We start from the raw sequence: 23,413 nt of genomic DNA, 5'->3' as shown, positions 1-23,413 counted from the left end.
GTCGCAGTGGCGGTTTGCGAGCTGGCTCAAGCGGTTATAAAGGATAGTTGAGACCCCACGCTATCCGACCTCGAATTCTGCAATGCGTTCCAGAATAGAGGCCCAGAAAGGCCAGATGACGGCCGTGGTCAATACCGGCAGCCAACGCCACCATTGGTTCACCTCGGCGCCGGCGACCCCGTCGATCCAGAACAGCACGAATTCATACAGGACGAAAACGGGCAGAAGCAGCACGCTCTGCTGCCAGACCGGAAAGGTCCACAGTAATTCACGCATCCGAATCACGGCATAACCGGCCACGGCCAGCGCGAGGCCGTGCTCGCCGAAAGGCGTGCCGTAGATGACGTCGATCAGGATACCGCAACACCAGGCCGCGATCAGCCCGAAACTCATCGGCTGCATCAGCACCCAGAACAGCACGGTGGCGGCATAAATGGCCGGCCGGATCGCGGACAACGCATCAGGTAATGGCAACAGGGCCAGGAACAACGCCGCGCCGAGAGTTGCGAGGATCAGCAGGCCGCTGACGCGGCGTTCGATGATCATGGGGCCGTGGGTTCGGCGCCCGTTTCGCCCTGGGGTTGAGCCTCGCTCGCAACCGCGTCTTCGCGCGCCTGCGCCTCGGTGTTACTGGTCCACACGAGCAGCACTTCGCGGCCGCGGTTGAGATGGGCAGTGGGGTTGGCAACCACGTCGAGGAACTCGTCGCCGGGCTGATGGACGACGCTCGTGACGTGTGCAACCGGGTAACCTGCGGGATAACGCCCGCCCAGCCCGGAAGTGACCAGCAGGTCGTCGGCGCGGATATCCGAGTTGTTGGCTAGAAACGGCAATCGCAACTCATCGGTCTTGCCGCTGCCCTGCGCGATCGTCTGCAGCCCGGTGCGATTGATCTCGACCGGGATGCCGTGATTCGCATCGGTAATCAGGATCGCGCGCGAATCCAGCGGCGTGACATCGGTGATTTGGCCCATGATGCCGTTCGCATCGACCAGTGCCTGACCGACGAACACGCCGTCGGAGCTACCCTTGTTGAGCTTGATGTAGTGGCGATACGGGTCAGGGCTGACCGACAGAATGCGCGCGATGAGCACGTTCTGATCCAGCGAACTGGCCGAGGCGAGCAGGGCGCGAATGCGCTCGTTTTCGGCCTGCAGCGAGGCGAGTCGTTGCAGGCGCGCCTGGAGCAGCAGCACTTTCTGCTCGAGCGCTTCGTTCTCGGTGATCAGCTGGCCACGATCGAAGTAGCGGCCCAGATAATGGGCGACCTCGCCCGGCATCTCGGCGATCATCTGGATCGGCTGCGTTGCGACCGCCAGCGTGCTGCGCACCGGAGTGAGAGACGTGCTGGCGTGATCGACCATCATGAGGATGATCGAGATGACCGCAATCGCAACGATTCGGATGCCCGGCGTAATGCGGCGACCCAGAAACGGCGTTTTGTCGTCCTCGGCGAGTCCGCGCACCCAACGCCCCCGAAACCGTGGAATTAACTGATGTTATCGCGCCAGATTAGGCCGGCGTGCAGGCCTTGCGCAACTGTGTCGCGCGCTATTCGAGCGCGAGCAGCTGACCGGTCTTGCGATCGATCATTTCCAGCAGGATGCCGCCACCACGGGCGACACAGGTCAGCGGGTCGTCGGCGACGATCACCGGCAGACCGGTTTCCTCGGAAATCAGTTTGTCCAGATCGGCCAGCAGCGCGCCGCCGCCGGTGAGCACGATGCCGCGCTCGGCCACGTCCGAACCCAGTTCCGGCGGCGTGGATTCCAGCGCCAGCTTGACCGCACTGGTGATGTTCGACAGCGGTTCCTGCAGCGCGTCCAGTACCTCGTTCGAGTTGAGGGTGAACGCGCGCGGCACACCGGCCGACAGATGACGACCGACCACCTCGATCTCCTTGACCTCGTGGCCAGGGAAGGCGGTGCCGATCTGCTGCTTGATCGACTCGGCGGTCGATTCGCCGATCAGCATGTTGTACTGACGACGCACGTAATTGACGATTGCCTCGTCGAACTTGTCGCCACCGGTACGCACGGATTCGGCATAAACAATGCCGTTGAGCGAGATCACCGCGACTTCCGAGGTGCCGCCACCGATATCCAGCACCATCGAGCCGCGGGCTTCGCCAATCGGGATGCCCGCGCCGATCGCGGCTGCGACCGGTTCTTCCACCAGATACACGCGCCGTGCGCCGGCATTGGAAGCCGACTCGCGGATCGCGCGGCGCTCGACCTGGGTCGAGCCGTAGGGCACGCAGACCAGTACGCGCGTCATCGGCCGCAGCATGCGCTTCTTGTGCACCTTGCGGATGAAGTGCTGGAGCATCTTCTCCGTGACGGTGAAGTCGGCGATCACGCCGTCCTTGAGCGGACGGATGGTGGTGATGTGGTTGGGTGTGCGTCCGAGCATGCGCTTGGCGTCATGGCCGACGGCCTCGATACGTTTGCCGCCGCGGACATCGGTACGAACCGCCACGACCGACGGCTCGTTGAGCACGATGCCCTGGTCGCGCGCATAAATCAGCGTGTTGGCCGTACCCAGATCAATCGAGAGATCGTTGAGGAACAGGCCGCGAAAGTTGTCGAACATGTGAAGCACACCCGAGGGCAAGTACAAAAAAGCGCGTGAGAAAACACGCGCATCGGGCACCGCGACTCCACGTCGCGACGCACTAAAGATCGCAATGCTAGCAATGGGGCTGCGTGTCGGCAACGCCGACAGTCGGGCAGGGGGCAGTTATGCTAGTTTTACGCCCGCGCAGCGCCATTGGGGCTGTGTTTCCACACGTTCATGCACAGCAAAGGCAAAGCCCGTGAGTCTGACTGCCGATCAGGTACGCAACGTGGCCCGGCTGGCCCGACTGGGTCTTGATGACGACCAGATCGCCGAATATGCCGGCGAGTTGTCGAATATTCTCGATGTTGTCGCCAGCCTTGAAAAGGCCGACACAACCAATGTCGAGCCCATGGCCCATCCGCTGGATCTGGCCGCGCGCCTGCGCGCCGACCAGGCGGTTCCGGTGACGTCCCGCGACGATTTCCAGGCGATTGCGCCCGCGACGGCCGAAGGTGTCTATCTGGTGCCGAAGGTGATCGAATGAGCTACCCGCGCAGTATCCGCGAACTGGTCGCAGAACGTGCCGCAGGGAAAGTGAGCGCGGCCGAGCTCAGCAGGCATTTTCTCGATCGTATCGCCGCTCACGACGAAACGCTGAACGCGATGATCAGCGGCTGTGCCGACACCGCCCGTGAGCGCGCGGCAGCGCTCGACGCCGGCGGGGCGGCCGATGGGCCGCTGGCCGGCCTGCCGATCGCCCACAAGGACATTTTCTGCACCCGCGGTGTGCGCACAAGCTGCGGTTCGCGCATGCTCGACAACTTCGTCGCGCCTTATGACGCGACCGTGGTCGAACGTCTGGCTGCGGCCGGCACGGTCACGCTTGGCAAGACCAATATGGACGAATTCGCCATGGGCTCGTCGAACGAGACGAGCTTCTACGGGCCGGTTCGCAATCCCTGGAATACCGATTACGTACCGGGCGGTTCCTCGGGCGGTTCTGCTGCCGCCGTGGCGGCCGGCCTCGTTCCGGCGGCCACCGGTACCGATACCGGTGGTTCGATCCGCCAGCCGGCTGCGCTTTGTGGCGTGACGGGCATCAAGCCGACCTATGGTCGCGTGTCGCGCTACGGCATGATCGCCTTTGCCTCGAGCCTGGACCAGGGCGGCTGTTTTGCCCGCTCCGCCGACGACTGTGCCCACGTCCTGCAGGCGATGGCCGGCTTTGACGAGCGCGATTCCACTTGCGTGGAGCGTGACGTGCCGGATTATGTCGGTGCACTCGGCGGGCAGGGCGACGACTTCCTCAAGGGCATGCGGGTCGGCTTGCCGAAGGAATACTTCGCCGAGGGACTGGACGATGCCAGCCGCAAGGTCATCGATGCGGCCATCGCCGAGTTCCAGGCCCAGGGCGCCGAGATCGTCGAGATCTCGCTGCCGCATACCGAGCTCGCGGTTTCGACCTATTACGTGCTCGCGCCGGCCGAGGCGTCTTCCAATCTGGCGCGGTTCGACGGCGTGCGCTACGGCTACCGCTGCGAGAACCCGGTCGATCTGGAAGATCTCTATACCCGTTCGCGCGGCGAAGGCTTCGGCCGCGAGGTGCAGCGTCGCATCATGGTCGGCGCCTATGTGCTGTCGGCCGGTTATTACGACGCGTATTACCTCAAGGCGCAGAAGACGCGTCGCCTGATCGCGCGTGATTTCAGTGACGCCTTCGAAAACGTCGATCTGATCGCCGCGCCCGTGACACAGGCGCCGGCCTTCAAGCTGGGTGAAAAGCTCGACGACCCGGTCTCGATGTATCTCAACGACGTCTACACGCTGCCGGCAAGCCTTGCCGGTCTGCCGGGCATGTCGGTGCCGGCCGGCTTCGTGGACGGCCTGCCGGTCGGGCTGCAGCTGCTCGCCCCGTGGTTCGAAGAGACACGACTGCTTGGCGCGGCTCATGCCTACCAGCAGAACACCGATTGGCACACCAAGCGTCCGGCAGGATTCGAATAATGGCCTGGGAAACCGTGATCGGGCTGGAAGTGCATATCCAGCTCGCAACGCAAAGCAAGATCTTCTCGACGGCGCCGACCGCTTATGGTGCCGAGCCGAATACGCAGGCCAGTGCGGTGGATATCGCGCTGCCCGGCGTGCTGCCGGTAATCAATGCGAACGTTATTCGCATGGCCACACTGTTCGGGCTGGCGATCGATGCCGAGATCGCGCCGACTTCGGTATTCGCGCGCAAGCATTATTTCTATCCGGATCTGCCGAAGGGCTATCAGATCAGCCAGTTCGAGCTGCCGATCGTGGCCGCGGGCCATCTCGATATCGTGCTGCCCGACGGCGCCGAGAAGCGCGTCGGTATCACCCGGGCGCACCTCGAAGAGGACGCCGGCAAGTCCTTGCACGAAGCTTTCGATCGCGAGACCGGTATCGATCTCAACCGTGCCGGCACGCCGCTGGTCGAGTGTGTATCCGAGCCGGATATGCGCAGCGCGGCCGAGGCAGTGGCCTATGCCCGCAAGCTGCATGCGCTGGTCCAGTATCTGGGCATCTGTGACGGCAACATGCAGGAGGGGTCGTTCCGCGTGGACGCCAACGTGTCCGTGCGTCCGGTCGGCTCGAGCGAGTTCGGCACCCGGACCGAAACCAAGAACGTGAACTCTTTCCGCTTTCTCGAGAAGGCGATCGAGTTCGAGGTCGATCGTCAGATCGACGTGCTCGAATCCGGCGGCACCATCGTGCAGGAAACCCGTCTCTACGATCCCGACGCGGACGAGACGCGCTCCATGCGCAGCAAGGAGGAAGCGCACGACTATCGCTACTTCCCGGATCCGGATCTGTTGCCGGTGGTGATCGACGAGGCCTTCGTGGAAGCCGCCCGGGCCGATCTGCCCGAACTGCCGGACGCCAAGCGCGAACGATTTGTCGCGGAATACAGCGTCAACGCCGAAGACGCTGCAGCACTGACCAACTCGCGTGCGCTGGCCGATTATTTCGAGGCGACCGTCGCCGCGGTCGGCGGCGAAGCCAGCACGCACGGCAAGCCGGCGGCCAACTGGATCATGGGTGATCTGTCCGGTGCGCTGAACCGCGAAGGCCTGACGATCACCGAATCGCCGGTCAGCGCGACGCAGCTCGGCGGGTTGATCGCCCGCGTGGCGGACAACACCATCTCCGGCAAGATCGGCAAGGACGTCTTCGAGGCGCTGTTCAAGGGCGAGGGCGAGAACGCCGATGCGATCATCGAGTCGAAAGGCCTCAAGCAGATCACCGATACGGGCGCGATCGAGGGCTTTGTGGATCAGGTCATCGCCGACAACCCGGATCAGGTCCAGCAGTATCTCGACGGCAAGACCAAGATCGTCGGGTTTCTGGTCGGCCAGGTGATGAAGGCGTCGAAGGGCAAGGCGAACCCGAAGGACGTCAACCAGATGCTGGTGGCCAAGCTCGACGCGCTGTAGACGCGCCGGCTTGTCGGGTTAGGCTGGTCGCGAACCTGGATTCTCTGGAACGGATCGGCATGCAACAGACCCTCGCTTTCGAAACCCCCGGACGCTCAACCCGCGATATCACGGCCGACGTGAATGCCGTGGTGCGTGAGGCCGGCGTCGCAACCGGCGTGTGTCATGTGTTCATTCGGCATACCTCGGCGTCCCTGATGATCTGCGAGAACGCCGATCCGAGCGTGCGCGATGACGTCGAGCGCTGGATGGGGAAAGCCGTGGTCGATGGCGACCCAATGTTCGAACACGACATGGAAGGGCCGGACGATATGCCGGGCCATATCCGCAGCATTCTCACCGGCATGGACCTGACCGTACCCATCACCGACAGTGCGCTCAATCTGGGCACCTGGCAGGGCATTTATCTTTATGAGCATCGCAGCGCGCCCCATCGGCGCGAGGTGGTCGTTACGCTGCTGCCTGCGGCGGGCTAGGCCCGACACGGCTATAATGGATAGCCGGCATATAAAGACAAGAAGACCGTACGCGGGCCTCTACAGCGGGGCGGACGTACCGTGTCGATTACCGAGGAGAATTCATGCTTATTCGCAAGCGCTGGGCCGCGATCGTGGCCGCGGCAGCCGTGGTGTCATGCCCGTCTGTCCATGCCGCCGAGGCATCGGCAAACCTCCATCACATTACTGGAGCGGGTGAGGCCGAGCCTGTCGGTAGCGTGACGTTCACGGATTCCAAGTACGGGCTGATCGTCACCCCTGCCCTGGAAAACCTGCAGTCGCGTGGGCTGCATGGCACGCATATCCATGCCAACGCCGACTGTGGCGCCACCCGCATGGGCGACCACATGATGCCTGGCGGTGCGGCCGGTGGGCATTACGATCCGGAGCAGGCCGGCCGCCATGCCGGGCCTTATGGCGACGGGCATCTGGGTGACCTGCCGAATCTCACCGTCGAGGATGACGGCACGGCGGCGACGCCAGTACTTGCACCGCGTCTGACGGTTGCCGATCTCGAAGGCCGTGCCGTGATGGTGCATGCAGAGGTCGATCGTTACGACGACCACGGCACACACCACCACGGCAAGGGCGGCATGCGTATGTACTGCGGTGTGATCGAGTAAGTCTTGATTGCCGGTCGGAGCCGGTAACGCTCCGCCCGGCGACGGCAGCCAGGGCCCGAAGCCAAAGCCGCGTCAGAGAGAGATCTGAGCGCGCAAGGTTACGACGGTCGCATCGTCCAGCCCCATGCCGCCGGGGTTCACGATGTACTGCAGGTCGGGCTTGATGGTGAGCCACTCGGCCGCCCGAATCGCATGGAAGGCTTCGATCGCGAGCTCGTAGTCGTCGCTGAAGCCCGCACCCGGCGCATCCGAGAAAGCCACATAGCTGGTCATCAGCCCGCTCACGTCGTCCGGACGATCCGCCAGCAGCGCCTGAACCTGTACGCCGGTGCTGGCATGGTGCTCGACCTCGCTGATCTCCTTGTCGGCCCAGCCGTACTGGGCGAACAGGCCGACTTCACGCGCCGATGCACTATCGGCGTATATGGTCTGGTCCCAGACCAGGTAGGCGCCGTCGGCATGATCTTCGGTGCCGGTATCGAAACGCTCGAATTCGCCCGAGTGCTGCCAGTAGCCCACGCCGACGCGCCCGTTGTGCACGCCGCCGTACTCGATACCGGTTTCGCTGATCCAGAACAGGTCGCTGGGGGCACCATAGAAGGTGCTGGGCCCACGCGTGCCAGTACGGATGCCGGGCTGGGTTGCGCCGTCATAAACGCCGGCGCCGATATAGAGCCCGCCGCCGGGGCGCAGGAAGGCGCTTACGCTCGTGGCCGGGTCCGGGTAGGAGGGAAAGGCCTGAATCGTCGGCGAGAAACCCGGCGAGGAATGGATGAACTCGCCGCCGTTGTCGACATAGGCGAAGTCGGTATTCGCGTCTTCCTTGCCGATCTTGATCGACAGCCGGTCATCGAACAGGGATTGCCGATACCAGAGCGAATAGAGGGCGTCGAATGGCTCGGCGTCGATATTCGATGTGCCCTGGAAATCGCCGACATCCACGCTGCCATCGTTGCCGTGAAAACCGACATAGCCAATATAGAAGGTGCCACCGGGCAGGCCGAAGGCGGTGTCGATGGTCATGCCTGCTTCGACGAGATAGCGGGCAGCGGTGGCACGCTTCGCCTCGCCGCCGTCGAGAACCATGGAATAGTCGCCAGTCAGACTGGCATCAAGAACGAAGCCGCGCGCTGTGGCGCTGGAGCGCAGGCCGGCCGGATCGCCGAGCAGGTTATGGCCGGTGTCGAACTCGTCAGCGGTCTGGGCCTGGCTAGCACCCGCAAGCGCCAGGCCGAGGCAGAGTGCCGAGAGTGGCAGAGCGCCAAACGCCGTGAATCGTCGTGGCCGTGTCATCGCATCCCCCGTCGGTCGAAGCGCAGCGGCGGTATCGCGTGCTGCAGGGGGAAGCATACTAAACTCAGCAAATGCTTAGTTTGTTGGTTCTTGCATAGAATATCTGTAGCGTGCCCGAGCCACATCGACATCGGGCACGCCCAGACAGGTCAGGTGGGTGTCAGTCCGCCTTGGCCAGCGGCTTGACGGGCTTCCATTCGGTGACGCCTTCGATCGCGCTTTTGCTGTCGCCAACCGTGACCGGGATCGTCCAGTTCTTGATCACCGAGGTTTCGTCTGTGGCTTCGACAGTGCCGAGGTGGCCTGCACGCGGGTCGACCCAGCCGTAACTGCGCTGCGACGAAACCCGTGCCCAATCGGTGCCGTCACCGGCCTGGTAGGGCGGGGCGCCGGCGGGCGCCACATCTTTCCAGGTCGGACTATGCCGGTTGACCGAAACGCCGGTGCTGTCGAAACGCAGCATCGGCTCATCGACCGCGCCATGCACGATCATCGGTTCGCTGCCGCGGTACGACAAGAACAGACCGATACGCGCACTGCCGTTCATGGCTCGTACGAGTGCGACATCACCAAGCGCGCCCGTATCGGCGACCCGAGCCTCGGGAATGCCGGCCGGCTTGGGAGCGAATGCGAAATGGCCCTTAATCGCGGCTTTCTGATCACCCAGCTGTACTGGAATGGACCATTGCCCGACTTCGGCACGTTTGCCGCGATCGACTATCTCGTGTGGCACGGCGACTGCGTCGGTACGCAGGCGCAGATCGAACCAGCCCCAGTTCGGCGTGGCTTCGACGGTTTGCCAGTTGGGCGCCTTTGATGCATCGGCTTTTATCGCGCCGGGCGCCATCAGTGTGTTGGTGCGATGGAAGGCTGCTGCCCCTAGGTCTGCCTGTGTGGCGCCCGGACCGATACGCAAGAATGCCCGGCCGTCGCTGTCGAAGACGGTGAGTTCCTTGTCGGTCGGGTTGGCTACCAGCAACTGCGGCGCAAGCGTACGACGCAGCTGTACGTGAATGCCCTCGAGTTCCGCGGGGAGAGGCGCAAGAGCGGCCTCTACCGGTGCCTTGTCGTCGTCACCACCGTGGGCAAAGACAAAGCCGGCCCACAACACGAAGCACAGACCAATAAAAAGCCGGCCGCTCGCAAGCGGCCGGCTGAGGCTAGATAGCCCGATCACGGCGTCTCGGCGCCGGTGTCACCACCGTCGTCTTCGCCGTCGCCGCTGTCACCCGCGGCGTTGGTCAGGTCTCGGACCAGGCCTTCACCGGCTGTTGGCAGACTCTTTACGGTCTCCTGCAGCAGACCGCCACTACGCTCACCGAAGTTGGCGAGTTCCTCGCCGACCGCCGGTGCGCCAGTGATGGCGGTTTCCGGGCCCGGGATGGCGCTGGTGACGCCGCTCAGCAGGTCGGTGACCGGCAGCAGCGGAGACACTGAGCCGTCGAGCGCGTTACCGGTACCGCCGGTGAACAGGCTGCCGTCTTCGCTTTCCTCGACCGGGGCCGGTTCAGGCTGATCGATGTCGCCCTGGGCGCTCGGGTTCGGTGCGATGCCCACCGGGGTCGAGACCGAAGGTACACGCTTGCCGTCGCTGGCTTCGTAGCTGGCGAACATCATGTACTGGCCGGCGGGCAGCACGGCCGGGTTGCCGGTCATCTGCACGGTCAGTTCGTTGCCGTTCTTGGAAGCGATCGGCAGTACGACTGCACGCTGGTCGCCGTCGACCAGATGGGTCGTCGCGGTGCGACGAATGAGCATGACCTGATCCACGTCCGGGTTGCTCACCGTCATGGTGAACGTATCGCCGTCGGTTTCGAGTTCGGTCGGCGCGTCTTCGATCACAGGCCGGTCGTCACGCATGGCATACGGCGGCGTGTAGATCTCGAAGGACGGATCGCGGCTCTGGTAGTCCGCCAGGCCAATGCCCTCGAGGTTGATGAAGGACAGATAGGCCGTGTTGATCGGCGAATGGCCGCCCACCAGGATGCGACCGTCCGGCATCAGCACGGCGGTGTTGTGGTACGTACGCGGACGATGCGCTGTGGCCATCGGGGTCCAGGTCTCGGTTTCGATATCGAAACGCTCGGTCTGGCGGATAGCGCCTTCCAGACCCGGCACCACCACACCATCACGCGTGCCACCGGAAAAGACCATCACGCCATTGTCCGGCATGACGACGGAGTAGCCGTACCAGCGGGGCTGGCTGAGCGGGCCGGTGAGGCGCGACTCGTAGCTCATTTCGTCGTTGTTGACCGTCACGGTATCGATACGCGACGAGGAGACCGGCAGGTAGCCGCCCGGGCTGCCCACGGTCACGTAGGTCGGCACACCGCCTGCGGTCAGGAACTCGGCTTCGTGATAGCCGCCGTTTGCGTCGGGCTTCATGGGCAGCATGGCCGAGAAGGTCGAGCCACGCATGCCGGCACCGACGACACGCTCCAGCGCGCGGGCATCGACTGGCGTTTCCAGCAGACCTTCAATCGCCCCAGTCGGGTTGCTAAGCGTCGTACCGACCAGCTCGGTCAGCGTGCTCTGAACCTGATCCGCATTCAGATTGGTCGGGTTGAGCGTGCTGGTCAGCTGGCTCAGGCCGACTTCGTTGAGCTTGAGCGGCAGGCCGGCATAGCCGAGATCCGTCCAGTTCTTGGTTTCAGGATCGTAGGCCGCGACGATGTTCCACAGCGCCTGGTCATAGGCCTGGCCGAAGGGATTGAAGGCCTGGCCGCCGGCGTTGTAGTAAACCTGACCGTTGGGCAGCAGGTGCATGCGCGGGAACAGCGGCAGAGTGCGCTGAGCGGCATCGCCGTTCTCGCTCCAGGTGCCGTTGTCGATGTCGTAGGTCTCGGTCTGGACCACGTTACGACCCGAGTTCAGCGGCTGCTCCGGGTAAACCGGCTTGAGCAGCTTGGTCACGCCACTGGCCACGAACACATCGCCGCCAGCCATGGTCACCAGGCTCGGATACCAGCGACCGAACTTCATGTCGCCGCTCTGCGTCCAGGTATTCGTTTCCGGGTCGAAGATACGCGAGGACTTCAGACCCTCGAGCTCGACCACGCCGACCGGCACGCCGTCGACGCCCGGCTCGGTGTAATAGTCGGTGCCGCCTACGGCCATCATGCTGCCGTCGGCCAGAAACACGACGTCGGCACAGAACAGCGCGCCGTCGTTCTTGTCGGTGTTGTCGGCGGTGGACAGGACGCCGTTCGGCACGCCGGGCAGGCCGCGTGCGATCGTTTCGCTGTCGTTGCCGTCCGGATTCGCGCCGCCATCATTGGGCGCGGGGCGGGTCCAGGTCGGGTTGTCGTTTTCGTCGAGCGTCAGCACGCGCGACTGATCGTTCACCGAGACCTCGCCGAATTCGGCGACGATGGACAGCTCCACGTTCTCGGTGCCTTCAAGGGCGTTGAGATAGACGAAACGGCCGTCACCCAGCACGGCAATGGTGCCGGCGGCGGGCTTGCAGTTCAGGGAGCCGTCGGCGCCCGGGATGCAGCGTTCGTCGGTGGTGACTTCTTCCTGGTCGACCGTGATGGTCGGTTCGGCAAACGGCTCGCTGAAGCTGCCGCCGACCTCGGGGGCCATTGCATCCGAGCCGGCTTCGTTACCAGCGTCGGCGCTCGCATCGGCATTCGCCTGCATCGAGCTGCCATCGGTTTGTGCCTCGGCCGAGCCTTCGGTCTGGGCGCCGGCGTTGTCGCTCTGGCCCGCATTCAGAAGCTTGCCGAGCAAGCCGCCATCCAGGGCGGCCAGCGCCGGCGTAGCCGACACGGATAAGGTTAGCGCGGCCGCGGCTGCCGCAGACATGACGATTCGCATTGTTTTCCACTCCTCTGAACCACGGTAGAGGGGCCGTGGTTGTGCCTTAATTGATATTATTTATCGATCGGTCAGGAGAAGTGATAACACGCGTCAATTAAATGACGCAAACGCGGGCGAATGTCGGAAAGCCGTCGCGCCCTAGTGGCGGAAGTGTCGAATCCCGGTGAACAGCATGGCGATATCGGCCTCGTCAGCTGCCGCGATCACCTCGTCGTCACGGATCGATCCGCCGGGCTGAATTACAGCGCGTACACCGACTTGCGCGGCGGCATCGAGGCCATCGCGGAACGGGAAAAAAGCATCGGACGCCATCACCGATCCGGCCACGTCCAGGCCTGCATCGGCGGCCTTCAAACCAGCGATTCGCGCTGAATCCACGCGGCTCATCTGGCCTGCGCCAATGCCGATTGTGCGTCCGTCGCGCGCATAAACGATGGCATTGGATTTGACGAACTTGGCCACCCGCCAGGCGAACAGAAGATCCTGCAACTGGGTGCCGTCCGGCTGCGCCTTGGTGACGACATCGAGCTTGTCACGATCGAACAGCAGGCTGTCGTCGTCCTGCACCAGCAGACCGCCGGCAATCTGGCGTATGGCGAGTTTGGACTCGCTATTTGGGCGAAAATCCCCAGTCGCAATCACGCGCAGGTTCTTCTTCTGGGAAAACACGCCCAGCGCGTCGTCGTCGATCCGCGGCGCGAGGATCACCTCGGCGAACTGGTTCGCAAGAATCTGTTCCGCGGTCGCTCGGTCCAGCGTCCGGTTGAAGGCGATGATGCCGCCGAAGGCCGAGGTCGGGTCGGTAGCAAAGGCGCGCTCGTAGGCCGTCTTCAGATCGGCTGCGACAGCCACGCCACAGGGATTGGCGTGTTTGACGATCACACAGGCCGGGGCCTGGTCGAACGCGCGTACACAGGCCAGTGCCGCATCGGAGTCGGCCAGATTGTTATAGGACAGCGCCTTGCCCTGACACACCCGTGCATCGACCAGACTGGCTGCCACGGCTGTGTCGGCGGCATAGAGCGCAGCGCGCTGATGCGGGTTCTCGCCGTAGCGCAGGTCCTGGCGTTTCTGGAAGGTACCGACAAAGCGCTCGGGCAGGGCGTCGTCTGCGGGGCTGTCCGGCACATCGCTGTCGCTGCGCAGATAGTCGGCGATCGCGCGATCGTAGCTGGCGGTATGGCTGAAGCCCTTGGCGGCCAGGCGACGGCGTGTGGCCGTGGTCGTGCCCTTATGGTCGTCCAGGTCCGCCAGCACGGCATCGTAGTCTGCAGCGTCGACTACGAGCGTTACATAGTCGTGGTTCTTGGCAGCGGCACGCAGCATGGCCGGGCCGCCGATATCGATGGTCTCGATCGCGTCGGCGCGGCTGCAGTCGGCCGCCGCAATGGTCTGCTCGAACGGATAGAGATTGACCACCACCAGATCGATCGGCGCGATGGCGTGTTCGTCCATAACGGCATCGTCCGTGCCGCGGCGACCGAGAATGCCGCCGTGGATCTTCGGATGCAGCGTCTTCACGCGCCCGTCCATGATCTCCGGCGCGCCGGTATGCTCGGCCACGTCCACCACCGGTACGCCGGCTTCGCGCATCGCGCGCGCCGTGCCGCCGGTCGACAGGATCTCGACGCCGTGACGTTCGGAAAGCACGCGGGCGAAATCGGCAACGCCCGTCTTGTCGGAAACACTGATCAGCGCGCGGCGAATCGGGGTGGCGGTGTTTGCGGTATCGGTCACGATGGCCTTCTATCCGTAGTGCGGATTTCTATCCGATGGAAACAAAAACACCCGCAGCGCGGGTGGTGGGGTCTGGTCGTTTTTTCGAAACGTCAGCGATCGAGCGCGTAGCTGCGCAGCTTCTTGCGCAGCGTGCCGCGATTGATGCCGAGCATCTGTGCGGCGCGCGACTGGTTGCCCTCGCTGTAGTCGAGTACGCGTTCGAGCAGAGGCTTTTCTACCTGCTCCAGCACCATCTGGTACAGATCGCGCGGTGGCGCGCAGCCGTTGAGCGAATCGAAGTAACGATCGAGACTGGCGCCGACGTAGTGACTGAGCGGCTGAGATTCGGCGTCTGGGTCGATCTGCGTCATTCCGTGCAGGGTCGCTCGGGGGGCGAAGGCGCAAAACTATAACGGCATTTTTCGCCCAGAGAAAGGCGACTTTCGGCGAGTCGTCAGTCGTGCCCGTTGCGCCTTGCATCTAGACGCACCCAGTCTTCGCGTATCGCGCTTTCTTCGAAGGTGAATGCGCCCGTGTAGGCGTTTTTCACATCTTCGATCTGGCGTGTGAGCAGCCCGGATAGCACCAGCGGTGCGCCGGGTGCGGCATGTCCAGTCAGGGTCGGCGCAAGCGCGATCAGCGGCTTGGCCAGAATGTTGGCCAGCACGATATCGAAGGTGCGGGCGCCGATACCGTCGAGTGCCGGCGTTTCGATGCATTGGCTCACGCCGTTGCGCTCGGCGTTTTCGCGGGTCGCGCGGACAGCCTGATCGTCGATATCCACGGCCGTGACCGATGCGGCCCCAAGACGGGCTGCAGCCACCGCGAGAATCCCCGATCCGCAGCCGTAGTCGAGCACGTGGCGGCCGGCTATATCTGCTTCGGCCAACCACTCCAGGCACAGCGCGGTAGTGGGATGGGTTCCGGTACCGAAAGCCAGGCCCGGATCGAGACGCACGACGATCGCATCGTCATCCACGTCCACCGGCGCCTCGTGCGGCGCAATCCACAGCCGATGCCCGAAGTGCAGCGGCGGATGCTGGGCCAGCCAGGCGCTGGCCCAGTGTTCGTCGGCCAGCGTGTTTACTTCGATGGTGGCGTCGTTACCCAGCGTGTCCTGCAGTGCGCGCTCGATGGGTGCAGCGAGCGTGCCGTGGGTAAACAGGCCGGTTACGCGCGACGCCTCGAAGCCGGGGTGCTCGTGCGGCGTGTTCTCGACCGTGATGTCGTCGCCGGCGTCGAGCACGGTGACGGCTTCGGCGTCGAAGCTTTCGAAGATCGCCTCCGCCAGGGAAGCGCGCTCTGTCTCGACCGTGATCTGCAGCCAGGCCACCGGAGCGGCCGGCTCATCCACGGCTGCTTTCTTCCTTGAGCTTCTTCTCCAGCCAGTGAATCGACACGCCGCCTTCGATATGGGCCGGGTCGTGGATGATGCGCTTGTGCAGGGCGATATTCGTGTTGATGCCCTCCACGACCATCTCCGACAGCGCCATGTCCAGACGCGCGGTCGCCGCGGCCCGGTCGTCGCCGTGGGCGATCAGCTTGCCGATCAGCGAATCGTAATAAGGCGGCACGCTGTAGCCGGCATAGATATGCGAATCCATGCGAATACCCGGGCCGCCCGGTGCGTGATAAGCCGTGATCTTGCCGGGCGAAGGCACGAACGTCTCCGAGTGCTCGGCGTTCACGCGGCATTCGATGGCATGGCCGCGCACCACGATATCTTCCTGCTTGTAGCGCAGTTCGTGGCCGGCCGCGATGCGCAGCTGTTCGGCGACGAGATCCACGCCGGTGATCATTTCCGTGACCGGATGCTCGACCTGGATACGCGTGTTCATTTCGATGAAATGGAACTCGCCGTTTTCGTACAGAAATTCGAAGGTGCCCGCGCCGCGATAACCAATGCGCTTGCAGGCATCGGTACACAGCTTGCCGATATGTTCGCGCTCGGCCGGGGTTATGCCCGGTGCCGGCGCTTCCTCCACCACCTTCTGATGGCGACGCTGCGGCGAGCAGTCGCGTTCGCCCAGATGGATGGCGTTGCCGTGATGATCGGCAAGCACCTGCACCTCGATATGCCGTGGCTTTTCGAGATACTTCTCCATGTAGACGGCCGGGTTGCCGAAGAAGCTGGCCGCCTCGCGGCGCGCCATGTCGATCGCGCCCGCCAGCGCCTTGGCTTCGTACACGACATGCATGCCGCGTCCGCCGCCACCGCCGGCCGCCTTGATGATGACCGGGAAGCCGATCTTCTGGGCCAGCTTGCGGTTGGCCGCATCGTCGGCGCCCAGCGGCCCGCCGGAGCCCGGCACGCAGGGCACGCCCGCGGCCTGCATTTCCTGAATCGCCGAGGTCTTGTCGCCCATCAGGCGAATCGTCTCGGCGCGCGGGCCGATAAAGATGAAGCCCGACTGCTCCACGCTCTCGGCAAAATCAGGGCTTTCCGACAGGAAACCATAGCCCGGGTGGATGGCGCTCGCGCCGGTCACTTCGGCCGTGCTCATCAGCGTGGCCATGTTGAGATAGCTCTTGGAGCTATCGGCCGGGCCAATGCACACCGCTTCCTCTGCGAGCAGCACGTGTTTCTGTTCCCGGTCCGCGGTCGAATAGGCGGCGACAACCGGAACATCGAGTTCCCGGCAGGCACGCAGTATCCGCAGCGCGATCTCGCCCCGGTTGGCGATCAGAACCTTGCCGAGCATCACTTCACCACGAATAGCGGCTGATCGAATTCGACCGGCTGACCGTTCTCGACCAGCACTTCGCTGACCTCGCCGGACACTTCGGCCTCGATCTGGTTGAGCATCTTCATCGCTTCGATGATGCATAGCGTGTCGCTGGGCCCGATCTTGTCGCCCACGTCGACGAACGGCTTGGCATCCGGCGACGGCGCGCGATAGAAGGTGCCGACCATCGGCGAACGCACGATCTGGCCGTCCGGCGTGTCGTCCTCTTCCTTGGCGGCCGGCGCGGGCTGCTCACCACCGCCCGCGGCGGGCGGCGCAGCAGCCGGGGCGGGTGCGGCAGCCGGCGGTGCGGCGGGGACGCTGCCCGGTGCGGGATAACGGCCGATACGGACCGATTCCTCGCCTTCGGTGATCTCGAGTTCGGCAATGCCGGAATCCTCGACCAGCTCGATGAGCTTCTTGAGCTTGCGGATATCCATGAGGTTTCAGTTCTCCCGAGTCGGTTCGGCGGCACGCGCGATGGCCGCATCCAGGGCCATCACATACCCCTGTGCGCCGAAGCCGGTGATGGTGCCGATCGCGATATCGGCAAAATAGGAATGGTGGCGAAACGCTTCGCGCTTCGCGGTGTTCGATAGATGAATCTCGATACAGGCCAGCTCGCTGGCCAGCAGCGCGTCGCGCAGGGCGACGCTGGTATGGGTGAACGCCGCCGGGTTGAACAGCACGCAGGCCACGTCTTCATCGCGGGCGGCATGCAGGCGGTCGATCAGGGTGCCTTCGCTGTTGGACTGGAAGCAGCTCAGCGTATGCCCGTGTTCAGCGGCGCGCGCGGCGAGGCGCTGTTCGATTGCGGGCAGGGTGTCGTGGCCATAGACGCCGGGCTCGCGGCTGCCGAGCAGGTTCAGATTGGGTCCGTTGAGCAGCAGAAAATGAGCCACGCGGCCGTCCTTGTATGGCGATGCTTGGAGTCTGCCCCAAGGAAATCAGCGTTACAACCATCCGCCGCGGATTTTCGTGACCGTTCGCTACCGTATTGTCGGTAGTTCGCCGAAGTTCCCCTCAGCGCAAGGCGCATTGCAATCGCATTCGGCGGGCGCGGCGGGCTGCTCGTCACTCTTTGGTCGCAGATGCCTCATTTTCGAGCAACGGCTGCACGATGTCGGCCAGTTTGGCGTGGTTCAGCGCACCGGCGATGCGCGCAACGATATGGCCGTCACGGTCGATGATGGCGGTGTAGGGCAATACGCCGGCCGGTGTGCCTTCGGCCGTATAGCGGTCCTGGATACGTGCGCCCTCGGTGGGGTCGGCCAGCACGGGGTAGTTGATGTTGTAGTCCGCCGCAAAATCGCGAGCGGCTTCAGGTGGGTCGACGGCCAGGCCGATCACCTGCAGGCCCTCGTCGCCCCACTCGTTCTGGGCGTCGATGAGCATGGGCACCTCTTCGCGACACGGCTTGCACCAGCTGGCCCAGAAGTTGAGTACCACCACCTGGCCATCGTAATCGCCGATCGCATGCGGATTGCCCTGCAGATCGGGCAGGCTGAAGTCCGGGCGTACGGGGTGGTCTTCGGCGGCCAGCCAGTAGGCCAGCGATCCACCTGCAACGAACAGGGCGATCAGCGCCAGTCCGACGAGGTTGCGGAGCGGTCGACTCATGGTGCGTTACCCGCATGGTCCAGACGGTTCAGGCGCTCGATAAAGCCGTCGGTATCGATCTTGCCGATCAGGCGCTGATCGGCGGCTTCTTCGCCGTTCGCGCGATAGAACAGCACGGTCGGCGGGCCGAAGACATCCAGCTCACGCATGAGTTTGCGATCGACATCGTCGTAATCGGTGACGTCGACCTGCAGCGCGGCCACGTTCGATAGCGCATCGCGCACGGCCGGATCCGCGAACAGGCCATGCTCCATCTCGACGCACTCGACACACCAGTCGGCATAGAAATCCACGACCGCGGGCCGGCCGTTGGCGCGTGCGGTATCGAGCGCCGCTTGAAGTTGTTCCAGATTATCGATACGGGTGAAGGGGGATTCGACGTCGGCGGTGCTCGTCGCGCCGTTGGCCGCCGTGCCCAACCCGGCGAGCGGCCGCAGTGCCGTGCCGCCGCCTATGAGCACGCCGGTCAGCGCGGCCCCGGCATAAACGAGCACCGCAAACACGAGCGCGCGCTTGATGGCGGTGGCGGCTCGGGTCTGTGTGGCCAGCGTCGACAGATAGCTGCCGTACCCGAGCGCGATCAGGCCCCAGCCGGCCAGCGTCACGTCAGCCGGCAGGATGCGGGACAGCAACCACAACGCGACCATCAGCAGCACGACGCCCGAGGCGACCCGGAACTCGTTCATCCAGGCGCCGGCATGCGGCATGATCCGCGCGCCGAACACGCCGATCGCGATCAGCGGCACGCCCATGCCCAGGCCGAGCATGAACAGCGCTGCGCCGCCCAGCAGCATGTCACCGCTACTGGATATATAGAGCAGCGCGCCGACCAGTGGCGGGGCGAGGCAGGGCCCGGCGATCAGCGCGGAGAAAAAGCCCATGATGCCGGCGCCCGCGAGCCCGCCGCGACGCGTGCCGAGGCCGCCGAGCCGTGCCTGTAGCGCGCCGGGCACCTGCAACTGGAAAACACCGAATGCCGCCAGCGCGAGCAGGGCGAACACGCCGGCGAATGGAATCAGCACGGCCGGCATCTGCAGCGCGGCCTGCAGGTTGGCGCCGAAATAGCCGGCGATCACGCCGAACACCGTGTACGCCAGCGCCATTGCCAGCACATAGGCCACCGACAGGGCGAAGGCGCGCCGCGGCGGCGCGTTGGCGCCCACGATCAACCCTGACAGAATCGGAATCATCGGGAGAATGCACGGCGTGAACGCCAGAAGCAGACCGAATACGAAGAACAGGCCGAGCGTCGACAGCGTGTCCGCATTAGCCAGGCGGCCGGCGAGGTCGTCCTGTTGGGTCAGAAAGCTGTCGGATGCGCTGTCACCCGTGCCGGTAGACGTGTTGGTCGTCGTCTCGGCTGTAGCCGTGGCGCCTGCGGGCGCGTCTGCGATATCGAGCGCGATTGTCTGCGGTGGATAGCACAGGCCGGCATCGGCACAGCCCTGGTAGGTGACTTCGATACGCGCCTCGTCCGCCAGCTCGGGGCCGTCCTCGACCGGCAGGCGCACGGTCACGCTATCGCGATAGGTTTCGACCGGGCCGAAGAACTCGTCCTCGTGCTTTTCGCCGTCGGGAATCTGCGGCTCGCCGATGCGGGCGGGGCCGGCGTCGACCAGGGCAAAGTCGAAGGCGTGCCGATACAGATAGTAGGTATCGGCGACCTGCCACGTCACGGCGATATCGCCCTCGACGGTGCGTGCCGCGCTGGGCGCGAACGCCTGCTCGACCGGCAGGAAGTCGTCGGCGGCACGGGCTGGCGCGCTGATCGCGCTCAGCAGCGTCAGGACACAGAGTGAGCATAAGAAGAACGCGCGCGCGTAAGGCGCGGGCGCTCGGCCCGCCGCAGCCGGGGAAGACGTCATTGCGGGGTCGTCTGCTGGTCGAGCCAATCGAGATAGCCTTTGGAGCCGTCGCACAGACGGACTGCGACCACCTCGGGAAGTTCATCCGGATGCAGGGACTCGACGCGTGCCTGCACGTCGGCGACGCGCGCTGCGCGAGTCTTGATGAGCAGCAGCAGTTCCTCGTCGATCTCGACCTTGCCCCGCCAGCGATAGACCGACTCCAGGCCGGGCACGATATTCACGCAGGCGGCCTCGTGGTGTTCGACCAGGGCGCTGGCGATCGTGCGGGCGGTCTCGCGGTCCGGGCAGGTCACGTAGACCATCCGGGCGTCGGCGTCGTTTCGGGTTTCGTTCATGCGCGCATTCTAGGACGTGTGGTGCTCGGGCGCGACGCCGTACCGCGGTACGGCCGAATCATTGGCAATGTCTTGTACCGCGGCGAGCGCACCCCAGAATAGTTGGTGTAAACAGGCTTATTTAGTGGCGCCAAAAAGCGGCTGTTATAGTCGCGCCACAACAACGAACGGAGTGACAAACATGAGTCTTCGACTGGGCGATACCGCACCGAACTTCACCGCCGACACCACCGAAGGTGAGATCGACTTCCACGAATGGCTGGGCGACGGCTGGGGCATGCTCATGTCGCATCCGGCCGACTTCACGCCGGTGTGCACGACCGAACTGGGCGCCGTCGGCGGCCTGACCGAGCGCTTTGCCAAGCGCGGCGTGAAAGCCATCGTCGTATCGGTGGACTCGGTGGAAGACCACAAGAAATGGTCCAAGGACATCGAAGAGACCCAGGGTAATGCGGTCAACTTCCCGATTATCGGCGACACCGATCGCAAGGTCGCCGAGCTCTACGACATGATTCACCCGAACGCGGGCGACACGTCGACGGTTCGTTCGGTGTTCATCATCGATCAGAACAAGAAGATCCGGATGACGCTCACCTATCCGAAGAGCGCCGGCCGCAACTTCGACGAGATCCTGCGCGTGATCGATTCGCTGCAGCTGACCGACAACTACAAGGTCACCACGCCGGCGAACTGGCAGGACGGCGACGACGTGATCGTTTCGCCCGCGTTGTCCAACGAGGAAGCCGAGAAGCTGTTTCCCGCGGGCTGGAACGAGCTCAAGCCCTACCTGCGCATGACCAAGCAGCCGAACAAGTAAGCGGCGCTACGTCAGCGAACAAAAGGGCGCGGTCTTTCGAGGCCGCGCCTTTTTTGTGTGCACTGCACGGATCGCGGCATACTACGCCGCTCGACGGCGACCGCCACGCATAGCCGCAGGGCCCGCCCGCATTGGCGCGCCGCCGGTCGGCCCAGCCGCCGTCATCCGATCAACCTTCAAACAACGAGAAACACCATGGCCGAGGACACGCCCAAGCAACGCCGCAGTCACGTCGTCACCCAGGGCACGTCGCGCGCGCCCAACCGCGCCATGCTGCGCGCGATGGGTTATACCGACGAGGATTTCGACAAGCCCATCGTCGGCATCGCCAACGGCTACTCGACCATCACACCCTGCAACATGGGCCTGAACGATCTCGCCAAGCGGGCCGAGGCTGCGCTCGAAGGCGGCGGCGCCAAGTCGCAGATGTTCGGCACCGTGACCGTGTCTGACGGCATTTCCATGGGCACGCCGGGCATGAAGTATTCGCTGGTCTCGCGCGAAGTCATTGCCGACGTCATCGAAACCGCCGTGCAGGGCGAATCCATGGACGGCGTGATGGCGTTGGGCGGCTGCGACAAGAACATGCCGGGTGCCATGATCGGCATTGCCCGCATGAACGTGCCGGCCATCTTTGTCTACGGCGGCACCATCAAGCCCGGTCACGCCTTCGGCGAAGATCTCACCGTGGTCTCTGTGTTCGAGGCCGTCGGCCAGCGCATCGCCGGTACGATCGACGACGAACGCGTGAAGACCGTCGAATGCAATGCTTGCCCGGGGGCGGGTTCCTGTGGCGGCATGTTCACCGCCAACACCATGTCGAGCGCGTTCGAAGCGATGGGCATGAGCCTGCCGTACTCCTCGACCATGGCTGCCGAGGATGCCGAAAAAGCCGACAGCGCGGCGCGCTCGGCCGAAGTGTTGATCGAGGCGATCGAGAAAGACATCAAACCGCGTGATCTGCTCACGTTCGAGGCCTTCGAGAACGCCATCACCCTGATCATGGCCGTGGGCGGCTCCACCAACGCCGTGCTGCATCTGCTGGCCATCGCCCAGGCCGCGGATGTGAACCTCACCATCGACGACTTCGAGCGCATTCGCGCCAAGGTGCCGGTGTTCTGCGACCTCAAGCCGTCCGGCCGTTTCGTAGTCACCCAGCTGCACGCCGCCGGCGGCATCCCGCAGGTGCTCAAGATGCTGCTGAACGCCGGTCTGCTGCATGGCGATTGCCTGACCATCACCGGCGAAACGCTGGCCGAAACGCTGGCCGACGTGCCCGACGAGCCGCCGAAGAGCCAGAAGGTCATTCTGCCGATGGAAGAGGCGCTGTATAAGTCCGGCCACCTCGCCATCCTCAAGGGCAATCTGGCCGAAGAGGGCGGTGTCGCCAAGATCACCGGTCTCAAGAACCCGGCCATCACCGGCCCCGCCCGCGTGTTCGATTCCGAAGAGGAAGCCATGCAGGCGATCGTCGACGAGAGGATCGTCTCCGGCGATGTCGTCGTCATTCGCTACGAAGGCCCGAAAGGCGGCCCCGGCATGCGCGAAATGCTCTCGCCGACGTCCGCCATCGTCGGCCGCGGCTTGGGCGAGGAAGTCGGCCTAATCACGGACGGCCGTTTCTCCGGCGGCACCTACGGCATGGTTGTTGGGCATGTTGCGCCGGAAGCTGCCGTAGGTGGGAATATCGCCCTGGTACAGGAAGGCGACACCATTACCATCGACGCGCGCGAGCGCAAGCTGCATCTCGACGTCAGCGACGAGGAGCTGGCCGAGCGTCGTAAGGCATGGCAGCCCAAGCCGCCGAATGCGACTCGGGGTGTGTTGGCGAAATATGCTCGGTTGGTGGGGACGGCCTCGAAAGGGGCGGTTACGGATCAGGCGCCGGAGTGATTGGTGCTGATTGATTAGCTGTCTATTGAAAGCCCGCTTCGTGCGGGCTTTTTTATGTTCGGGGATTCTGAGATGCTTCTAAGCACCGCCGCTGTGTTCCAGTTGGGATTCAGATCCAGCTCACGTCATGCACGATGCAAGACCTCGCATCTTGAAGATGCCGACAGAAATCGAGACGCTAGT

Annotated in this window: 22 protein-coding genes; 7 read left to right on the top strand and 15 right to left on the bottom strand. The window is 64.0% G+C overall.

What is annotated here, in order from left to right; translation table 11 throughout:
• Positions 1-60: 60 nt before the first annotated feature.
• The 3 genes from mreD to SADO_RS09675 form a co-directional block, all read right to left on the bottom strand.
• Positions 61-546 (bottom strand): rod shape-determining protein MreD, encoded by a 486-nt coding sequence (gene mreD / locus SADO_RS09685; RefSeq protein WP_353111002.1) that lies wholly within the window; start codon positions 544-546, stop codon positions 61-63.
• The gene (gene mreC / locus SADO_RS09680; protein WP_353111001.1) at positions 543-1,466 is read right to left on the bottom strand and encodes a rod shape-determining protein MreC; all 924 of its coding nucleotides are present in this window, start codon (positions 1,464-1,466) and stop codon (positions 543-545) included. The genes mreD and mreC overlap by 4 nt, the downstream gene beginning before the upstream one ends.
• Positions 1,467-1,551: 85 nt before the next feature.
• The gene (locus SADO_RS09675) at positions 1,552-2,592 is read right to left on the bottom strand and encodes a rod shape-determining protein (protein ID WP_353111000.1); all 1,041 of its coding nucleotides are present in this window, start codon (positions 2,590-2,592) and stop codon (positions 1,552-1,554) included.
• A 223-nt stretch (positions 2,593-2,815) separates the two neighbouring features.
• Between SADO_RS09675 and gatC the strand changes: the two genes are divergently transcribed.
• From gatC to SADO_RS09650, 5 genes are all read left to right on the top strand, one after another.
• On the top strand, positions 2,816-3,103 hold the full coding sequence (gene gatC / locus SADO_RS09670; protein ID WP_353110999.1) for an Asp-tRNA(Asn)/Glu-tRNA(Gln) amidotransferase subunit GatC: 288 nt from the start codon (positions 2,816-2,818) through the stop codon (positions 3,101-3,103).
• Positions 3,100-4,563: an Asp-tRNA(Asn)/Glu-tRNA(Gln) amidotransferase subunit GatA gene (gatA, locus tag SADO_RS09665; RefSeq protein ID WP_353110998.1), complete on the top strand. Its 1,464-nt coding sequence runs from the start codon at positions 3,100-3,102 to the stop codon at positions 4,561-4,563. The genes gatC and gatA overlap by 4 nt, the downstream gene beginning before the upstream one ends.
• Entirely contained in the window at positions 4,563-6,017 is a 1,455-nt protein-coding gene (gene gatB / locus SADO_RS09660) for an Asp-tRNA(Asn)/Glu-tRNA(Gln) amidotransferase subunit GatB (protein WP_353110997.1), read from the top strand. Before gatA ends, gatB begins: the two co-directional genes overlap by 1 nt.
• Positions 6,018-6,076: 59 nt before the next feature.
• A complete protein-coding gene (locus tag SADO_RS09655) occupies positions 6,077-6,493 on the top strand; it encodes a secondary thiamine-phosphate synthase enzyme YjbQ (protein WP_353110996.1) in 417 nt (138 codons plus the stop codon).
• A 104-nt stretch (positions 6,494-6,597) separates the two neighbouring features.
• Positions 6,598-7,137, top strand: coding sequence for a superoxide dismutase family protein (locus SADO_RS09650; RefSeq protein WP_353110995.1), 540 nt, complete (start codon positions 6,598-6,600; stop codon positions 7,135-7,137).
• Positions 7,138-7,209: 72 nt separating this feature from the next.
• Here SADO_RS09650 and SADO_RS09645 read toward each other — a convergent pair whose 3' ends face one another.
• The 12 genes from SADO_RS09645 to cutA form a co-directional block, all read right to left on the bottom strand.
• Positions 7,210-8,430: a carbohydrate porin gene (locus SADO_RS09645; RefSeq protein WP_353110994.1), complete on the bottom strand. Its 1,221-nt coding sequence runs from the start codon at positions 8,428-8,430 to the stop codon at positions 7,210-7,212.
• 160 nt (positions 8,431-8,590) lie between these two features.
• On the bottom strand, positions 8,591-9,607 hold the full coding sequence (locus SADO_RS09640) for a hypothetical protein (protein ID WP_353110993.1): 1,017 nt from the start codon (positions 9,605-9,607) through the stop codon (positions 8,591-8,593).
• Positions 9,604-12,249 (bottom strand): galactose oxidase early set domain-containing protein, encoded by a 2,646-nt coding sequence (locus SADO_RS09635; RefSeq protein ID WP_353110992.1) that lies wholly within the window; start codon positions 12,247-12,249, stop codon positions 9,604-9,606. The genes SADO_RS09640 and SADO_RS09635 overlap by 4 nt, the downstream gene beginning before the upstream one ends.
• Positions 12,250-12,390: 141 nt before the next feature.
• Entirely contained in the window at positions 12,391-13,989 is a 1,599-nt protein-coding gene (gene purH, locus SADO_RS09630; protein ID WP_353110991.1) for a bifunctional phosphoribosylaminoimidazolecarboxamide formyltransferase/IMP cyclohydrolase, read from the bottom strand.
• A gap of 92 nt (positions 13,990-14,081) precedes the next feature.
• The gene (fis, locus tag SADO_RS09625) at positions 14,082-14,342 is read right to left on the bottom strand and encodes a DNA-binding transcriptional regulator Fis (protein WP_353110990.1); all 261 of its coding nucleotides are present in this window, start codon (positions 14,340-14,342) and stop codon (positions 14,082-14,084) included.
• Positions 14,343-14,425: 83 nt separating this feature from the next.
• The gene (prmA, locus tag SADO_RS09620) at positions 14,426-15,325 is read right to left on the bottom strand and encodes a 50S ribosomal protein L11 methyltransferase (protein ID WP_353110989.1); all 900 of its coding nucleotides are present in this window, start codon (positions 15,323-15,325) and stop codon (positions 14,426-14,428) included.
• Positions 15,318-16,673, bottom strand: a complete 1,356-nt coding sequence (accC, locus tag SADO_RS09615; RefSeq protein ID WP_353110988.1) for an acetyl-CoA carboxylase biotin carboxylase subunit — start codon at positions 16,671-16,673, stop codon at positions 15,318-15,320. Before accC ends, prmA begins: the two co-directional genes overlap by 8 nt.
• The gene (gene accB, locus SADO_RS09610; RefSeq protein WP_353110987.1) at positions 16,673-17,137 is read right to left on the bottom strand and encodes an acetyl-CoA carboxylase biotin carboxyl carrier protein; all 465 of its coding nucleotides are present in this window, start codon (positions 17,135-17,137) and stop codon (positions 16,673-16,675) included. The genes accC and accB overlap by 1 nt, the downstream gene beginning before the upstream one ends.
• A gap of 6 nt (positions 17,138-17,143) precedes the next feature.
• Positions 17,144-17,599 carry a type II 3-dehydroquinate dehydratase gene (gene aroQ, locus SADO_RS09605; RefSeq protein WP_353110986.1) on the bottom strand — a complete coding sequence of 152 codons (456 nt, stop codon included), beginning with the start codon at positions 17,597-17,599 and terminating at the stop codon, positions 17,144-17,146.
• A 172-nt stretch (positions 17,600-17,771) separates the two neighbouring features.
• Positions 17,772-18,317: a TlpA family protein disulfide reductase gene (locus tag SADO_RS09600; protein ID WP_353110985.1), complete on the bottom strand. Its 546-nt coding sequence runs from the start codon at positions 18,315-18,317 to the stop codon at positions 17,772-17,774.
• Complete coding sequence (dsbD, locus tag SADO_RS09595) at positions 18,314-20,182, bottom strand: protein-disulfide reductase DsbD (protein WP_353110984.1); 1,869 nt, start codon at positions 20,180-20,182, stop codon at positions 18,314-18,316. The genes SADO_RS09600 and dsbD overlap by 4 nt, the downstream gene beginning before the upstream one ends.
• Positions 20,179-20,520, bottom strand: coding sequence for a divalent-cation tolerance protein CutA (cutA, locus tag SADO_RS09590; RefSeq protein WP_353110983.1), 342 nt, complete (start codon positions 20,518-20,520; stop codon positions 20,179-20,181). Before cutA ends, dsbD begins: the two co-directional genes overlap by 4 nt.
• Positions 20,521-20,701: 181 nt before the next feature.
• Between cutA and SADO_RS09585 the strand changes: the two genes are divergently transcribed.
• A complete protein-coding gene (locus SADO_RS09585) occupies positions 20,702-21,337 on the top strand; it encodes a peroxiredoxin (RefSeq protein ID WP_353110982.1) in 636 nt (211 codons plus the stop codon).
• A 195-nt stretch (positions 21,338-21,532) separates the two neighbouring features.
• On the top strand, positions 21,533-23,230 hold the full coding sequence (gene ilvD, locus SADO_RS09580) for a dihydroxy-acid dehydratase (protein ID WP_353110981.1): 1,698 nt from the start codon (positions 21,533-21,535) through the stop codon (positions 23,228-23,230).
• Positions 23,231-23,413 lie beyond the last annotated feature (183 nt).

This window comes from Salinisphaera dokdonensis CL-ES53, from assembly GCF_040361215.1.
In the GTDB taxonomy this organism is placed as follows: domain Bacteria; phylum Pseudomonadota; class Gammaproteobacteria; order Nevskiales; family Salinisphaeraceae; genus Salinisphaera; species Salinisphaera dokdonensis.
Note: the sequence above shows the minus strand (reverse complement) of the source record. Positions and strands in the feature narration are given on the sequence as shown.

What these genes read in the sequence shown, in the direction of transcription:
- mreD (WP_353111002.1), bottom strand. Translation starts at nt 546, where the DNA reads ATGATCATCGAACGCCGCGTCAGCGGCCTGCTGATCCTCGCAACTCTC.
- SADO_RS09675 (WP_353111000.1), bottom strand. Translation starts at nt 2,592, where the DNA reads ATGTTCGACAACTTTCGCGGCCTGTTCCTCAACGATCTCTCGATTGAT.
- gatA (WP_353110998.1), top strand. Translation starts at nt 3,100, where the DNA reads ATGAGCTACCCGCGCAGTATCCGCGAACTGGTCGCAGAACGTGCCGCA.
- gatB (WP_353110997.1), top strand. Translation starts at nt 4,563, where the DNA reads ATGGCCTGGGAAACCGTGATCGGGCTGGAAGTGCATATCCAGCTCGCA.
- SADO_RS09655 (WP_353110996.1), top strand. Translation starts at nt 6,077, where the DNA reads ATGCAACAGACCCTCGCTTTCGAAACCCCCGGACGCTCAACCCGCGAT.
- SADO_RS09650 (WP_353110995.1), top strand. Translation starts at nt 6,598, where the DNA reads ATGCTTATTCGCAAGCGCTGGGCCGCGATCGTGGCCGCGGCAGCCGTG.
- SADO_RS09645 (WP_353110994.1), bottom strand. Translation starts at nt 8,430, where the DNA reads ATGACACGGCCACGACGATTCACGGCGTTTGGCGCTCTGCCACTCTCG.
- SADO_RS09635 (WP_353110992.1), bottom strand. Translation starts at nt 12,249, where the DNA reads ATGCGAATCGTCATGTCTGCGGCAGCCGCGGCCGCGCTAACCTTATCC.
- fis (WP_353110990.1), bottom strand. Translation starts at nt 14,342, where the DNA reads ATGACGCAGATCGACCCAGACGCCGAATCTCAGCCGCTCAGTCACTAC.
- accC (WP_353110988.1), bottom strand. Translation starts at nt 16,673, where the DNA reads ATGCTCGGCAAGGTTCTGATCGCCAACCGGGGCGAGATCGCGCTGCGG.
- accB (WP_353110987.1), bottom strand. Translation starts at nt 17,137, where the DNA reads ATGGATATCCGCAAGCTCAAGAAGCTCATCGAGCTGGTCGAGGATTCC.
- SADO_RS09600 (WP_353110985.1), bottom strand. Translation starts at nt 18,317, where the DNA reads ATGAGTCGACCGCTCCGCAACCTCGTCGGACTGGCGCTGATCGCCCTG.
- dsbD (WP_353110984.1), bottom strand. Translation starts at nt 20,182, where the DNA reads ATGACGTCTTCCCCGGCTGCGGCGGGCCGAGCGCCCGCGCCTTACGCG.
- cutA (WP_353110983.1), bottom strand. Translation starts at nt 20,520, where the DNA reads ATGAACGAAACCCGAAACGACGCCGACGCCCGGATGGTCTACGTGACC.
- SADO_RS09585 (WP_353110982.1), top strand. Translation starts at nt 20,702, where the DNA reads ATGAGTCTTCGACTGGGCGATACCGCACCGAACTTCACCGCCGACACC.
- ilvD (WP_353110981.1), top strand. Translation starts at nt 21,533, where the DNA reads ATGGCCGAGGACACGCCCAAGCAACGCCGCAGTCACGTCGTCACCCAG.